Here is a 15623-nt window from a genome sequence, read left to right on the forward strand (position 1 = left end):
CCTGATATGTGAAAATGAGAAGCTTTATTTTATTCCGATTCCTTCACCAAAGTCAATCAAAACCGGACGGAAAGCTTCCGGCTCCGGCGGTCCGTCAGCAGACGGCGGATCCCCCCAGAGGAAGTTCCCGGGCCGGGTCGGACGTTCCTTGAATTTTTGCGGCAAACTCGTTCTTTCCTGAAGCCAGGTCCTCGTCATTGAGGATGTGAACATCGAGCAGGCCTTCGGAGCGAAACCCGGTCCTGTAGGCGTTGGCTTCGGCCAGGGACTGGCTCCAACCCTGAAGCCACGACTCCAGCGCCTGTCTCCGGCGGGCATCGCCCTGAAATCGAACAATGAGGTTGATATCGCTGTTGGGACCGGCCGTGCCGTTGCACGTGCTTCCAAAAACATATAACGCCTTGATCCCCATGGCTTCAGCGTCCGCCCGCCGGGCCATCTCCTCGGCCATGTGCATCCGCCATCGGGAATGCTCCTTTCTTTCCTCGATGACGGACGTTCCCGCCCCGGCCAGCATCCGCCGCGGGCAGGTCGGGTCGACAAACATGCCGACAGCCTGCTCCCGTTCGGCGTTCATCAGCACCCGAAGCACCCGGCCCTCCTCGGAAGCCGGAACATCAATGACCCGGAGGGTATCGGACAGCGCCGCGAATTCCGGCAGAATCTCCTCGAGGATATTGGCCGACCCCAGAAGGAAGGTTTCATTGAAACGCACGCCGTCGTCATCGGGGTAGAGCGGGAGATAGCGGATTCCCGATTCGACGAGGTCCTGGAAGAAATGCGTTCCGAAAGAGACATCGGGGACGTAGTTGCCTTTTTTTCGCGCCACCTCGACCAGCAGGGCCGTGTTGCTGATATCGGAATAGGTCACCCGTACGCCCAGCTTGACATCGCCGCGGCTGCCCCACCGTCCCGGCCCCATCAGGATGAACTTCTTCCGCGGGAGAAGCTTGTTGAGCTTGCCGACGGCCTGTCCGACAGCCAGCAGGTCGGAAAAGGCGCCGATGTCGCCGTATTTTCCGGGATCGACATAGACGATGTGGGTGATGTCGGGGACGCTTCCGTTGGAGACGAATTTTCCGGCCGTGAAAAGAACGCTTTCGTCGGGAATATGGGCCGGAATGTCCATGGCCGCATCGTCGGACGAAAAGCTCTGGGGCCGGCATTGCAGCAGGTAAAAATTGTCCCCGTCGGAGGCGAATTCAATATCCACGGGGACTCCCAGAGCCGCCTCCAGAGTTTTAAGGATGGCGTCGACCTTGGAGACAAAGGGCGTTCCCGCAATCAACCCGTCGAACGTGGCCACGGCGTCTCCGGCCCCGAGATTCGTGGCCAGACCCATGGGCTTCTGAAGAATGCCGTCACGATGGATCGAAAAGACACGCGAGGCTGCCGGAAAGGCGTGGCCCACTTCCTTGAGCAGGGTTTTGATGTCGAGCGTGACAAAGGCGTTATTTTCCAAATCGATGACGTCGATCCGCCGGGGCGAATAACGGAGGACGTCCTCGATCGAAACATTGACTTTCAGGTTGGGCTTGCTCGGCGCGATCAACACCGGGTAATCGTCGCTCACCCGGTCCACCGCCCGCGTGCCCAGGCCCGGAACGATGCGCAACAGCCCGTCCTCCCGGCCGATGCGCGGCGACCAGCGGAACTCGTTGCGGCTGAAAGCCACGCCGGCGAAGGCCGGGAAAAAATACCGGCCCACGCGACGGCCGACGACCTCCTGGATCATGATGCCCATCTCTTCGTAGAAATCGAGAAGGCCGCGCTCGGCCCGATAGGCGATCGGATCGGGATTGAAAATCGAGGCATAGACCTCGGCAACGGCGTCGAGAAGCGCCTCGAGGCGCTTCTCCTTGTCACCCTGATTGGCCAGGAAGAGGCTTTTGTACTTTCCGGCGAAAGCCGTCCCCAGACGGTCCTCGAGCAGGCTCGAGCTCCGGACGATGAGCGGGACATCTCCGAAATCGTCGAGAGCGACGGACAGGCCCTTGACGATTTCCTGGGGGAAGGTCGAGTTTTTGAACAATTGGACGATATGGGGGTATTCCTGGCGGATGATATCGATGTCCTTGTACTTCTGTTCGGAGACTTCCTCGAGGTTGTTGTAGTGCTGGAAATAAATGATCCCGTCTGATGTGATGTACCAGGTTTTGGGCGTCTTGATCTCTCCGACGGCCTTGACCCGGCGCGCGGACTGGCGAAGAATCCTTGAAGCCAGAAACAGTCCGGCGCTTTTCCCGCCGAGTTTGCCGTGGCTTCCCGGCGGATAGATCAGGCGTTCGGTGAGCCCGAAGAAATCCTCGATCGACAGGTATTTCTTGGCGATGTTGATGTACTCGAGCTGCTCGTTGAAAAACCGGCGGATCAGGGAAACACGGACGCTGTTGGTCTTCGATCTCGGCAGAACCACCCCCCGGGGCATCAAACGCTGGCAATGCTGCATGGACTCGATGACTTCGCTCAGGGTCGCGTAGACGTTCTCCATGGACTTAACGGCGCTGTAGGAGCGTTCTTCGCCGATCCACTTCTGGATGCGGTCGAAGATTTCCTCCTCCGTCAGGTTGGCTGCGGCGATGCGGAACGTCTCCTCGCTCAACTCGAAAAACCGGCCGAGCGAATCCCGCCTCTGCGGCAGGTTGGATTCGCTGAAAACGCCGGTGCTCTCGCGGTCTTCGCCGAAACGCTGGAGAAGATTTTTGGCTGCGGGGACGCCCCGCCAGGCCAGGTAGTTCATCATCTTGCGCGAAACGCGGATGAAAAGCTTCGGATCTGTATTGCGCAGGAGATCGAGAGCCAGATTCCAGCCGGGTTTCTCCTCCCCCGGCTCCTGCCGCTCCTCGAACATGTGTCTGAGCCTCTGATGGAGGATGAAATGGCCGATGCGTTCGGCGATCGTATGAAGAAGCTTCGTTTCTCCCTTGAGAAACGGACCGTCATCGGCCTCGGGGACAGGCTCCCGGTAGGAAACGCAGAGCCGCCCGACAGGGGCATCCTGGACGCGGATCTCCGCGCACTGCGAATAGAGCGTTTCCACATAATCTTGAGACTCGAAGACTTCCGTTCCGTGAATGATCTGGGCCTGGACGTATTCCGGATACTGCCAGCCCGTCGGGACGGCCGCGATGACGTAGCGGAACACTTCCTCAAGGGGCAGGTCGTAATGACTGAGAATCTCCTCGATCCGATAGAGGCAGCTCAGCTCCTTGGCCCTCTCGTGGAGAGTGGAAAAGAGCGTTTGGGCCTTTCCGCCGCCGTCCTGTTCTTTCATGGCGTTCGATCCTTTCCCCAAATGAGGCGCCGGTCGTCCGGTTCAACCGGCGTCTTTCATCCGTCCCGTCGAACGCCGCAGGGCTGGAACCGCCCGATCCTCCGAAAGGAGGCGGCGGATCAGATCCAGCCCCGGTCCTTGCAGGCGTTGGCCACCCGGCTGACCGAAATGACGTAAGCGGCGTCGCGCATGAAAATCTTCCGCGTGCGGGCCAGCTCGGAAACGCCGTGGAAGGCCTCGGTCATCTTCTGGTCGAGCTTGGCCAAAACTTCGTCCTTGGGCCAGAAATAATTCTGGTTGCACTGGACCTGCTCAAAATAGCTGCAGGTCACACCGCCGGCATTGGCCAGGAAGTCCGGAATGACAAAGATGCCGCGTTGTTTCAGAACGGCGTCGGCTTCCGGCGTTGTCGGACCGTTGGCGCCTTCGGCGATGACCTTGACCTTGGAGTGGATTTTCTTCACGGTCTGGGCGTTGATCTGGTTTTCCAGGGCGGCGGGAATCAGAATGTCCGCTTCCTGTTCGATCCAGGCTTCGCCCGGAAGACGCTCATAACCGAGCGATTCGGCTTTGGCTTTGTCGATCCCGCCGAAGCGGTCGGTGACGGTCAGCAGTTCCTCGAGCTGGATGCCGGATTTCCGGCGATAGGTGTAGGCCGCCTGGTCTTCCTGATCCCAGCAGGACACACAAATGACCTTGCTCCCGAGCTTGTTCAGCAATTGGATGGCGTATTGGGCCACATTGCCGAAACCCTGGACGGCGGTCAAGGTATCCTCAACGGCAATGCCCAATTCCCGCAGGGCTTCCCGGATCGTGTAGACGACACCGTATCCCGTGGCCTCCGTCCGGCCCAGGGAGCCGCCCATTCCGACCGGCTTGCCGGTGATGAATCCGGGATATTTGGCGCCGGCAATGGCTTCGTATTCGTCAAGCATCCAGAGCATGTGTTGGGGGTTGGTCATCACGTCGGGCGCCGGAACATCGGTCAAGGGCCCGACATTCTTGGCGACCTGGCGGACCCAGCCGCGGCAGAGCAGTTCCTGCTCTCTCTGGCTGAGATCGTGGGGGTCGCAGACGACACCGCCCTTGCCGCCGCCGAGAGGAATGTCCACAACCGCGCATTTCCAGGTCATCCACATGGAGAGGGCCCGGACGGTGTCGATGGTCTCCTGGGGATGGAAGCGGATGCCGCCCTTGCACGGCCCGCGGGCGTCGTTGTGCTGGCAGCGATAGCCGCGGAAGACGCGCGTACTGCCGTCGTCCATGCGCACCGGGATGCTGAAATGGTATTCGCGCAGCGGCCAGCTCAACAGGTCGCGGGCGGCTTGATCGAGTTCGAGAAGGTCGGCCACGGCGAAGAATTGCTTCTGCGCCATCTCGAACGGATTGAAGGACTTATCGGCCATGAGAACACTCCCTTTCGCCGGCCGGACCGGATAGCCCGACGGTTTTCGATTCGTCTCTTTCCGATCGTTCCGGCTTCTTATGATATGTTGGAAAGAGAATGATAATGGATGTGGGATTCCGGAGTCAAGTTCGTCCGCGGTTCGGATTTTTTGACACGCCGGACAAGTTCGTTCATAATGATTTTCCCGATATTTTTTCCCGAGGTAAACCGTGACGAACATGAAAGACCCGGAGCCGTTTTTCAGCCGGATGCGTCCGGCGATCTTTCTCGGCGCTTTGTGCTGCCTTTTTCTGTGGGGCTGCAAGATCGGAAAAAAGCCCGAGAACTTCCTGCTCATCACTCTGGACACGCAACGGGCCGATACGATCGGCGCCTACAATCCGGGATCCGCGCACACCCCGGCCCTCGACGGTCTGGCCGCCGAAGGGATGCTTTTCGAGGACTGCTGGAGTCTCATCCCCATCACACTTCCCTCCCATGCGTCCCTCTTTTTCTCCGAGCCTCCCCACAAGGTCAAAAACTACAACAACGGCCAGGTGATCCGAAAACACCGCTCCAGGCCTTCGGTCGTCAATCTATTCCGTAAAAACGGTCTGTTGACGGCCGGTTTCGTTTCTTTGGGCGTCATGGGCCGCCAGTTCGGTCTCGACGAGGGTTTCGATGTCTATGAGGATCAGTTTCCCCAAGGGCGCTGGTACCTGACGGCCGGAGAAGTGAACGAGCGCGTCATCCCCTGGCTTCGCGAAAACGGCCGGCGCAATTTCTTCCTGTGGGTGCACTATTCCGATCCCCACGATCCCTACGCTCCTCCCGATACCCCTGACGATCTGAGGGTTTTCCTGAACGGCGAACCTGTCGGGTCCTACTGTCTCAGCAAATACATCACCTATGATCTCGATCTCCCTTTGCGGAAAGGCCGGAATGAAATCATTTTCGAAGTTGACAATCCCTGGGAACCGAATCCCGACAGGTTTTCCGCCCGGCTGGACAGGATGCTCTTCGATCCCGATCCCGAGAGCGGAGAGATCGCTCTGGATTACTTCCGCGGCTGGTTCATCCGCCGCGATGAGGGGGTCTTTTTCTTCAAGGACCGCTCCGTCCTGTTCGTCGACTCCGCGGACAAACCCCGCGACATGACGCTCACGATCCGGGGCAAGCTCCTGTTACCCATCGAAGGCGTCCGCGATCTTTACCGAAGGGAAGTCGAATACATGGACAGCGAAATCGGCCGCCTTTTCGATACCCTGGAGGATCTCGGGCTTAAGGAAAAAACCGCCGTTCTTGTTGTCGGCGATCACGGCGAAGGACTCGGTGAACGCCACAACACTTTCGGAGATCCTCATATCGGGCATATCCATTATCTCAATCCAATTTACCAGAAAGTCCCCCTCATTCTGCGCGTGCCCGGATCATCGAAACGCGGCGTCCACATCGCGGAGACGGTCACCCTGCTGGATGTGGCCCCGACCATGGCCGCCATGATGGGATATAAAGGGCTGCCTCATTTCATGGGCCGGAATCTTCTCGATCTGAAGCCCGGCCGGCCGACCGATGTCTTTCTCGAAACCTACAAACCGGAAGCCGTTGCGGACAGGTTTTCGCTTTATCGATTTCCCTGGCAACTCATTTATGCACCCGAACCGAATACTTATGAGCTCTACAATATTCTGGAGGATCCCGACCAGCGTCTGAACCGTTTCGGCGACGCCGATGTGCCCGACGACATCCGCGCTCTGACGGATGTTCTCAATGCGGCGGTCCGGGATATCCTCAGACACAAAGAAGACATTCCCGTCGATTCCAAGGAAGAAGAGATGTTGAGGGCACTCGGCTATATCCGCTGAGCGCAGATCAGCGCCCGCGTTCGCGGCGGACGGCCAGATAGAGGCGTTTCGGCAGACCGAAAAGCATGCGATTGATCATCCGGATGACAGCCGGACGGTTGGGAAGAAAGGGCGAAGGCTCCCCTTCCCTGCGTTTTTTTTCCAGAATTCTCTGCACGATCGGACACCCCAGGCTCTCCAGGCAATAGGGGCTGAGTTCTCCACGGGCCAGGTAAGCCCGGATCTCCTGCAATCGGCTCGAATTCCAGGATTCCGCATAGTCCGACATCGGAGCCAGGATGGGATTTCCGTAACAACAGGGCAAAATGCCCCGACGCAGAATGTAATAACTCTCCCAGGGTTCACGGCAGAGAGGGAATTTCGAAGCGCCGAGATCGTCCGGTCGATTCATTTTTCGATCTTTCCAAAATTGAACTGATTGGCCACGGGAACGCCGTACTTCCGCGAGAAGGCCTCGCAATCCCGGAAGACGTCTTCGAGATCTTCTCGGCCGAGAAGCTCGTCGGCGTAGTTGAAATGATAGCCTCCCCTGTCGGCCTGAATGTCGGGATTGACAAGATACAGCAGCGGCCGCAGGACGAGAGCGTCGGCATCGATGCGGCGGCACAAACGGAAGTACGCCTCGAGATCGCCCCGGTTGACGCGCATGGGCATGAAGACCATATAAATCTTCGGCAGATTCCCGGCCTTTTTTCTGGCTTCATTCAAACGAATGAGATGGGGCAGAACCCGGTCCCATCGGTCATTGCGGATCTTGGCGTAGGTCTCGGCGGTGGCCGCATCGAGCGAGACGTAGAGAAACACCGGTTTGCCCGCCAGGGCGGCGATGGTTCTTTCGGTGAAGGCCTGTCCATTCGTCGACAACTCGACGATTTTCCGGTTCCTCCCGCAGAATTCCAGGATATCGCCGATTCCGGGATGAAGCAGGGGCTCGCCGAAGGAACAGTTGACAAGCGTCCGGGCCGCCCGGAAAAACGGGCCGTAACCCTCCAGAGCCGCCTTGTCGACCACGGCGTCGATATCGGCACCCTCGAGAACCTTCATTTTGTCCCAAAGGCAATAGACGCAGGGCGGATGGATGTTGCATTTGGCATAGAGATCGATGCCCAGGGTGAGCGGAAAGGATCGCAACTCGGTTCGGCCTTCGATCATTTCCCGGTAATTGAGGAGGGCGTTGCCGTGGAAAAAACGGAACGTTTCATGCCAGGCGGCATCGTCGTGCAGGACGATCGGTCCGATCCGGGCTCCGATTTCCCGGCCGGTTTCCCCGTGATGCCCGGGAGGCAAAACCTTGGAGAGAGTCAAGACGAGCTCTCGGGGATGGTCTCCCGGGCCGGTTCCGGCGTCGCCGGACACAGCCGTCTCGTCCGGCCATGTCGCGATATAAGGCGGTTCCCCCGGATCCAACGAAAAAGAATAATAGTTCCATTTGTTGAGGAGCGCCGCCCGGCCCAGAAGACGCCCTCCGAGCCGAAGTTCCAGGTTTTGGCTGAGATCGAGGTATTCCGAAAACACCGACAGCGAAAGAAGAGACGGCACACCCGGTTTATGGGGAGGAAGGATCACCCGGGCTTCGTGAGTCATCCATCGGAACGGCAGAAATTCATCGACTTCAAGGTCGTGCCAGCCTTCGCCGTAAAAGACCTCGTCCAGCTCGTCGGGAACGAGAAGACAAGGGTCGCTGATCATGACCCCCAGCCGCCGGGTATCGCCGTCGATGAGACGGTCTCCGTCAAGTTCGAAAACGATGGAGCTGTCCGGCCTGATATCGACGGGGATGACATAGCGCCTGAAAGCACCCTCGATATTTCGTGCTCCGGCTTTTCGGTCGTCGACACGGATTTCAAGTTCAGGCCGGGGCGGCTCGGCAAAGGGGTGCCCGGCTTCCATGAGCAGAAAAGCCCGGCCGGCAGGAAGATCCGCATCCATCCGGCATTCCGCCCGGCGGGTCATCCAGCGGAACGGACGCACCCCGTCATGCTCTTCGCCGTGCCAGCCGGCGCCGCATGTCAAGGGGTGATTCCGCACAACCGAACTCATGTGTTGAGGATGTGGAGGGCCTCGCCCTTAGCTTTGAGAGCGGCCTCGCCGAGGCATTCGGATATCGTCGGATGGATATAGATGAGGTCGGCCAGATCGTGGATTTTCAAGCCCCGGGCGACCGCCAGGGTTAAAACCGGAATCATTTCTCCGGCCGCAGAGGCAATGACATGGCCGCCCAGAACGCGGTCCTCGCCGTCGGCCACGATTTTGATCATCCCGTCGGTCCCATCCATGGTCATGGCCCTTCCGGAAGCCTGCAGAGGAAAGATCCCGGTTTGCGTTTTGACGCCCTTTTCGTCCGACTCTTCCGAAGTCATCCCGACCGAGGCGAATTCGGGTTCGGTGAAAACAGCCATGGGGAGCGCGGTATAATCCGTCCGGCGGGCCGCCCCGAAGGCGTTGTCCACGGCGACCAGCGCATCGTGATAGGCTTTGTGGGCCAGGAGCTTGCCGCCGATGAGATCCCCGATGGCGTAGACGCCCGGGACGCCCGTTTCGAGGCCGGACCCGACCCGGACGGCACCGGCGCGATCCGTCTCGATTCCGAGGGCGGCATCGGCCAAGCCGTCCGAGTTCGGCTTCCGGCCGGCGGCCAGAAGAATTTTTTCCGCTTCCATCTCGAAGGCCGCACCGGTTTCCATGTTGACGCCCTTGACAACCGCCTTGCCGCCGGCGACATCGGCCTGTTCGATCTTCATTTGGGTCATGATTTTCAAACCCTGTTTTTTCAGAATGCGTTCGAGACGGCGGGCCGATTCCCTGTCGGCACCCGGCATGATGTCGGGCAGGATTTCGAGAACCGTGACTTCGGCGCCGGCCCTCCGATAGATTGATCCCATCTCGAGTCCGATGGCGCCCGCGCCGACGACGATGAGGGATTTCGGGATGTCCTCGAACTCCAACGCTTCGCGGCTTGTGACGGCGGTTTTCCCGTCGGCGGAGAGAAACGGCAGATCGGCCGCCCGTCCGCCGGCGGCCAGAATGATCTTTTCGGCTTGATAAGTCTTTTCTCCGTCCGGGCTTTGGACGAGGATCGTCCGGTCCCCTTTTATAACGGCTCGGGCCCGGACGATCTCGACCTTGCCTTTTTTCAGAAGAAACTCAAGACCGGCGACGAGACGGTCGACGACCGTCCGGCGGCCTTTCATGACCTCCGGCCAGTTGAGGCCGATGTCCGCGGTCGGACCCGAAAGGCGCGGATTGTTCCGCACGTCCTTGAGGATTTTCGTCTGGTGAAGAAGAAATTTTGTCGGAATGCACCCCCAATTGATGCAGGTGCCTCCAACGCGATCCTCCTCGAACAGCACGACGGATCGGCCGAGCTGGGCGCCCCTCAAGGCGGCGAGATATCCTCCAGGCCCGCCGCCGATAATGGCCAGGTCTCTTGTTTCGGTCATAATACGCTCCTTGACGGACCCGATTATAACCTGAATGAACCACGAGTCAAACCCGCGCTCAGTCTCGGCACCTCGACTGTGCGTGAAAACGCCCGCATTTCTTTTTTCTCCCAAATTGGGCGTTTTCACTCTTCGGGCGTGCCGATCTCACCATTCCGGCTGCATTGCTCCTTAATCTGGCCCGCAAGGAGGCTGCCGCGGGGCGCAGGGGGGATCCCGGAGCAAGCCGTCGGAGGGTCGAGCGGGCACGGATCCGAGGCTGCAAGCCGAGGAGAGCGAGACCCGGAGCCGGAGTGGACGGAACTCGCCGGGGACCGGACACGTCTTGTGAAGGGATTCCCCCGAGCCCGAAAAGCGGAAGCCGACGCAGCGTACGGCAATCTCGACCCGCGCACAGTCTCGGCTCCTCGATTGTGCGTGGGAACAAGGCCGTTGACAGGAGTGGATCAAAAAGGTTAAGAAGGTTAAGACTTTTTGCGGAGAATGGTTCTACCTATGAGGAAAATACATCTTATGATCGTCCCGGCTTTGATCGCCGCCACCTTGGCGGCTTTCCCGTGCGTCGCGGCCGCTCAGGAAACCGGGCTTCTCCGGGGACGCGTTCTGGATGCCGCGGACCGGCCGGCGGCCGGCTTGACGGTCATTCTTGCCTCCCGAACTCACATCTTGCGTTTTCAGACGGAGAGCGATCCCTCCGGCCGTTTCACCTGGGCCGGACTTCCCTCGGGAGCCTATCACATCTCCGTCCAAACACCCGGCGGAACTTTGACGGCGGCCCAACCGCTGGATATCGAAGCTCCCGAAGCCGTTTTCGCCGTTTTACGCCTGTCTCCGGATGCGGACAACCCGACCGCAGCCGCTCTCGAACCCGCTTTTCCCGGATTCTCCGATTTTTCGTCCGCCACGTTCACTCATGCTTCACAAATTCACAACCTCCCGACGGGCAACACCGTTTGGAATATCATCGAAAATCAGGATTTTTCGGCCACGACGAACAGAATCGATGTCGGCGGACTGTGGAATACGACACCGGCCGTGTTCAGTCCGCGCGGCGCCGTCTCCTGGACCCAGGTCGCCTACCGGTTGAACGGGATGGATGTCACCGACCCCTATTTCGGCGGGATGCCGCTCTTTCATCCCGATGTGTGGAGTCTGTCCTCCATGCGACTCGAAAACGGCGCTTTTCCGGCCGGATCGTTCTCGCCCGGCGGTTCACTGGACATCGCCACCTTCGAAGGCTCGGACGATTTCCGGGGCGGAGTCACATCCTTCTATCTGGACCGCAGCTATACAACGACCAACATCACTCCGGCTCTTCAGGAGGAAGGTCTCTTCGCCACCCATGCCTTTCGCGGCCTTTTTGAGGGCAATCTCCGCCTGTCCGGTCCCCTGGTTCCCGGAAAAGTTCACTTCGCCTCGTCTTTTTCGGCCCGCCGCATCGCCCGGAATACCGCCGAATTCGAAGGCGACGAAGAGGACCGCGTGCTGTCCGGGCTGACGTCGATCTCCTGGCTCCGGGATCGAAGCCGTTGGAAGTTTCTCTGGACCGGCCAGACCGTCGACCGCTCGGCTTTCGGCGCCGGCCGGCGGATTCCCTCGACCTCGACTCTGGACAGAAAAGATTATCACAATATTTTTCAAATCCTGGGGACTCTGCAGCTCGAAGACAACCATGTGCTCAAGGCGGGTCTGAGTTATGCCCGAACCGATATTCACGCCGGATTTCAGGAGGGCGCAGAGGGACCTCACGGACTCGAGATATTCCGAACTCCCCTGTTCGGACCGGCGGCCCGTTCTTACCGGGACGGGCGCGACAACCTCTCTTTTCTCCTTAAGGGGGAATGGGCTTCGGCCGGCGGCGACAACAGTTTGAACAGATTGATTTACGGCGTCCGTTTCCGTGCCGCAGCCTCTTCGTCCCGGAAGGACATCCGCGAAAACCATCATCTCCGGTTTTTTGAGGGCCGCCCCCTCGAAGTCGCTTTCTTCGACGGTCCCTTCAATCACCGGGAGTCCTCGTTGGAAACCGGGGTTTTCGCCTCAAACACTTGGACGCTCGACCGGTTTCTGTCCCTGCATGCCGCCTTCCACCTGGATTGGACACAGGGCCGGATCCCCGGATCCTCGGGGGATGCCCCGAGCATCGACTGGATTCATCTCTCCTCCCGACTGGGCGCCAGTCTGCCCTTATCCGCAAACGGCCGGTCTCAGCTCAGGATCCACCTCGGACGATATTTTTATTCCCTTCCGCTTTCCTTTCTCACCTGGGGAAATCCCGGGGCGCCCGGAAGCCGGATTTATGCCTGGAACGACTCCGACGGCGACGGTCGCTTCAGTGCCGGAGAGTCCGGAACTCTTCTCAGGCGCGAAGGCCCGCTCTTCGCCGCCATCGACCCGGAACTCAAGCGTCCCCGCGTCGACGAACTGTCCATCGGCTTCATGCGCAGGAGTCTCACCGGCTGGCATATCAGCGTTACGGGTTTTCTCCGGGAAACAAGAAATCTCCCGGCCGCTTTGAACATCGGCGTCCCCTTTTCCGCCTATGACCCGCACACCCTCTATGACATCGGCGACGACAGGATTCCGGGATCTCATGACGATCTGATTTTCACGGTTTATGAGAGGCGGCCGGAATACCTGGGACGCGATTTCTTCCTGCTGACCGCGAACCTTCCGGACAAACGGGGTTCGAGCTACCAGGGTCTGGACGTCGCCTTTTATAAAAGAACCAGCGACAAATTGTTCATTTATATGACTTTTACGGCCACCCAAGCAGCCGGAGAATCCAACCCGGGGAACACCGAGTGGGAAAACGACGACGGGATCGCCGGCACCCTCTACTCCGATCCCAACTCCCTGATCAACGCCAGGGGACGACTGCGGTTCGACCGCGCCTATACGGCCCGGATCGGTTTTCAGCTTGACCTCCCCTGGAACATCCGCCTGGGCTCGGTGACCAAATATTATGACGGTCAGCCCTTCGCCCGCTGGATCGTGGTTTCCGGCATGAATCAGGGTCCGTACATCATTCAGGCTCATCCGCGCGGAAAAGCCCGCTATGAGTTCAACATGAACGTCGACCTTCGTCTGGAGAAAATCTTCGATCTCGGCGGCTCCCGACTCCGCATCATCCTCGACGGGTTCAACCTGACCAATTTCAACCTGGCCACGGAGGAAAGCCCGTGGACGGGTGACGCCTTCCCTCTCCGTTACGCAACGGAAATCCAGCCGCCGCGGGTCGTCCGCCTGGGGTTGTCCTATGAATTTTAAAAAAAGAACGGCCGTTTTCGTGTTCGCGGCGGTCGCCGCCGCAACCCTGACACCCGGCCTCTCGGCCTATCAGATGTTCATCTTCCGGCCGGCCGGCCTGGACTTGCCGTCCGCTCGTCCCGGCGGCATCGCCGTGCACGGCGAGTTTTTCGGCTGGCGTCTCGAACCCTCCACGTTTCCCAGCTACAACGACCACAGAGGACCCGTCGACCGCTGGAATTTCGGTTTTCAAAACCGCGTCCGCCTGACCCCGACCACGGTCGTCTTCGCCCAACTCCTGACCCACGACGACGGCGAGCGAAGGACCAAGTTCGATTGGCACTTCCATCTGCGCCAGCAGATCATCGACAACGTCGTCGTCATCATCGGCCACGACAGCGACCATGACTCCGACAACCTGAGCCGCCTCAACGGAAAATCCTTTTTCACGAACAGGAATTATGTCGGCGTCGGATTTCCCGTCGAAGGCGAGACATATTATTTTGAACCCTTTACCTGGTTCTTCCATCACACGAACCAGAGAGCCCACCTGGACCTGTCCGGTGAAATCCTCAAGCAGGAATTCGGCCTCCGCTTCGGGGCCGTCATCCGGAGCGCTCTGAGCGTGCACATTCAGGTTTTTACGCAGACCGACACGCTTTTCAATATCGGGCAGGCCTGGATCGGCGATACCATCGTCCGCTTCGCGCTTGCGCCCTGGCTTGAATTATCGGCCGGTTTCGGCTTCTGGAAAGACATCGTCGATTCCCCCGCAGGAACCCGGCAGAGCTTCCACAAGCTTCACTGGGGAATCGCCGTACCTTTTTAGGCCGGGCATTCCATCATTTTCCCGGCCGAAAATCGAGCTCGGGCCGGGCGGCCATATCCATGACGGCCATGAACAGGAGTCGGGCGATGTCCTCCATGATTTCAGGCGTGACCAAGTCGATCGTGTCCTTGGTGTTGTGATAGGTGGGATATGGAGTGGGTTTGCCGTAGGCGCCGAATGTCAGTGAGGGAACGCCTTTCCAGAAAAACCAGGCCGAATCCTGGCGGGGCCGGCCGGGATAGGCCGCCGGCCGCGTCGACAGGGTTCGATGGATATATTTCGCATTGGCTTTTTCGATAAAGGCCCAGAAATCGGGATACGTCGTTCCTCCCGAGGCGGAAATCTTGTCTCCGACGCCGGGGCCTTCCATATTGATGAACACCAGAGTCTTTTCCAGAGGATAGATGGGATTTTCCGTATAGAATTTGGACCCGGCCACACCTTGTTCCTCGCTTCCGAAAAAGTTGAACAGGATGGTCCGCTTGGGCTTGATTTCACATTTCATCATGGCTTCGGCGATGCCCAGACCGACGGCCACCGCCGTAGCGTTGTCATTGGCGCCGGGCATGAGCTCCCACATCCGCCCGAGATGGTCGAGATGTCCGCCGATCAGAATGACCTCGTCCTTGAGTGCGGGATCGCTGCCCGGAATGACGCCGACGACGTTGACGCCGACACCGTCGGGGTGGTGCTCCGTCACGTTTTTCAAGGTCATGATTTTTCCCGTGGCGAAGGAACGCGGCTTGAGCTCCCTGCGGATGTCCGCAAGAATCTCCTTATGGGTCCGGCCCGTTCCGGCGAAAATGTCCGCAACGACCACCGCCCCGACATGATGGTAGATGAAATCCTTGTTGTAGGCGTTGTTGGGATTGCCGATGGGGCCGTAGTTGTAAATCATCCCCCGGGCCCCATGGGACACGGCGTTTTCCAATTTATACTGGTGGAAGGAATAGGGGCGCCACTTCAGGAACAGGTCCATGGTTTTGCCCGTCGGCGGCACCGGGACCTCGGGTTCCATGAGAACGATTTTCCCGCGGACATCGACTCCGGCATAATCGTCGTATCCCAACTCAGGCGCCGTGATTCCGTAACCGACGTAGATGACCTCGGCCGTAATCTCCCCCGAACCGGACGTTCCCCCGGGAATGAATTCCTCGTCAAAAGAATAGGATTTCCGGATCACATCACCGTTCGCCGGAAGATGCAGGACACATTCCCCGCCCGGAAAAACGAGCGTGTAGGGATTGGGGAAGGATTGTAGATATGTGCCGTTGTCGCCGGCGGGTTGAACGCCCCAGGATTCGAGAAGAGAGACGACCCATTCGACACTGGCCGTGTATTCGGGAGTTCCGGTCAGGCGGCCGCCGAATTTCTCCGATGTCAACTCTTTGACATAATCATAAAGGACGTTGCTGGAGATAAGATGCATGGCCTCGACGAGTTTCTGCTCGTCGGTCCGCTGGGGTGCGGCCGGCTGTTGGGCGGAAACGGGGAAGACAAGCGTTCCGATCAGAAGACAGAGGAAAAACGTTTTCTTGAAGTGCGTCATCATGACCTCCTGTGACGGAATAAGCCTATT

The 15623-nt window shown here is 59.0% G+C and carries 9 protein-coding genes; 3 read left to right on the forward strand and 6 right to left on the reverse strand.

Annotated features, from left to right (window positions below):
* Positions 1 to 94: 94 nt before the first annotated feature.
* The gene (locus SCM96_10410; protein MDW7761035.1) at positions 95 to 3274 is read right to left on the reverse strand and encodes a PEP/pyruvate-binding domain-containing protein; all 3180 of its coding nucleotides are present in this window, start codon (positions 3272 to 3274) and stop codon (positions 95 to 97) included.
* A gap of 119 nt (positions 3275 to 3393) precedes the next feature.
* Positions 3394 to 4680: a Glu/Leu/Phe/Val dehydrogenase gene (locus SCM96_10415; GenBank protein MDW7761036.1), complete on the reverse strand. Its 1287-nt coding sequence runs from the start codon at positions 4678 to 4680 to the stop codon at positions 3394 to 3396.
* 220 nt (positions 4681 to 4900) lie between these two features.
* On the opposite strand from SCM96_10415, the gene SCM96_10420 reads away from it, so the two are divergent.
* Entirely contained in the window at positions 4901 to 6526 is a 1626-nt protein-coding gene (locus SCM96_10420) for a sulfatase-like hydrolase/transferase (GenBank protein MDW7761037.1), read from the forward strand.
* 7 nt (positions 6527 to 6533) lie between these two features.
* Here the strand turns inward: SCM96_10420 and SCM96_10425 are convergent, their stop codons facing one another.
* From SCM96_10425 to lpdA, 3 genes are read right to left on the reverse strand one after another with little or no spacing between them, the layout of a single operon-like run.
* Positions 6534 to 6917, reverse strand: a complete 384-nt coding sequence (locus SCM96_10425; protein ID MDW7761038.1) for an SPASM domain-containing protein — start codon at positions 6915 to 6917, stop codon at positions 6534 to 6536.
* A complete protein-coding gene (locus tag SCM96_10430) occupies positions 6914 to 8539 on the reverse strand; it encodes a radical SAM protein (GenBank protein ID MDW7761039.1) in 1626 nt (541 codons plus the stop codon). Before SCM96_10430 ends, SCM96_10425 begins: the two co-directional genes overlap by 4 nt.
* 23 nt (positions 8540 to 8562) lie before the next feature.
* Positions 8563 to 9966, reverse strand: a complete 1404-nt coding sequence (lpdA, locus tag SCM96_10435) for a dihydrolipoyl dehydrogenase (protein MDW7761040.1) — start codon at positions 9964 to 9966, stop codon at positions 8563 to 8565.
* Positions 9967 to 10461: 495 nt separating this feature from the next.
* On the opposite strand from lpdA, the gene SCM96_10440 reads away from it, so the two are divergent.
* Positions 10462 to 13236 (forward strand): carboxypeptidase-like regulatory domain-containing protein, encoded by a 2775-nt coding sequence (locus SCM96_10440; protein ID MDW7761041.1) that lies wholly within the window; start codon positions 10462 to 10464, stop codon positions 13234 to 13236.
* Complete coding sequence (locus tag SCM96_10445; GenBank protein MDW7761042.1) at positions 13226 to 14044, forward strand: hypothetical protein; 819 nt, start codon at positions 13226 to 13228, stop codon at positions 14042 to 14044. Before SCM96_10440 ends, SCM96_10445 begins: the two co-directional genes overlap by 11 nt.
* A gap of 13 nt (positions 14045 to 14057) precedes the next feature.
* Here the strand turns inward: SCM96_10445 and SCM96_10450 are convergent, their stop codons facing one another.
* A complete protein-coding gene (locus SCM96_10450; GenBank protein ID MDW7761043.1) occupies positions 14058 to 15596 on the reverse strand; it encodes a M20/M25/M40 family metallo-hydrolase in 1539 nt (512 codons plus the stop codon).
* Positions 15597 to 15623: the final 27 nt, after the last annotated feature.

Source organism: Acidobacteriota bacterium, from assembly GCA_033549365.1.
Classification (GTDB): Bacteria; Acidobacteriota; Aminicenantia; order Aminicenantales; family Saccharicenantaceae; genus JAWSUF01.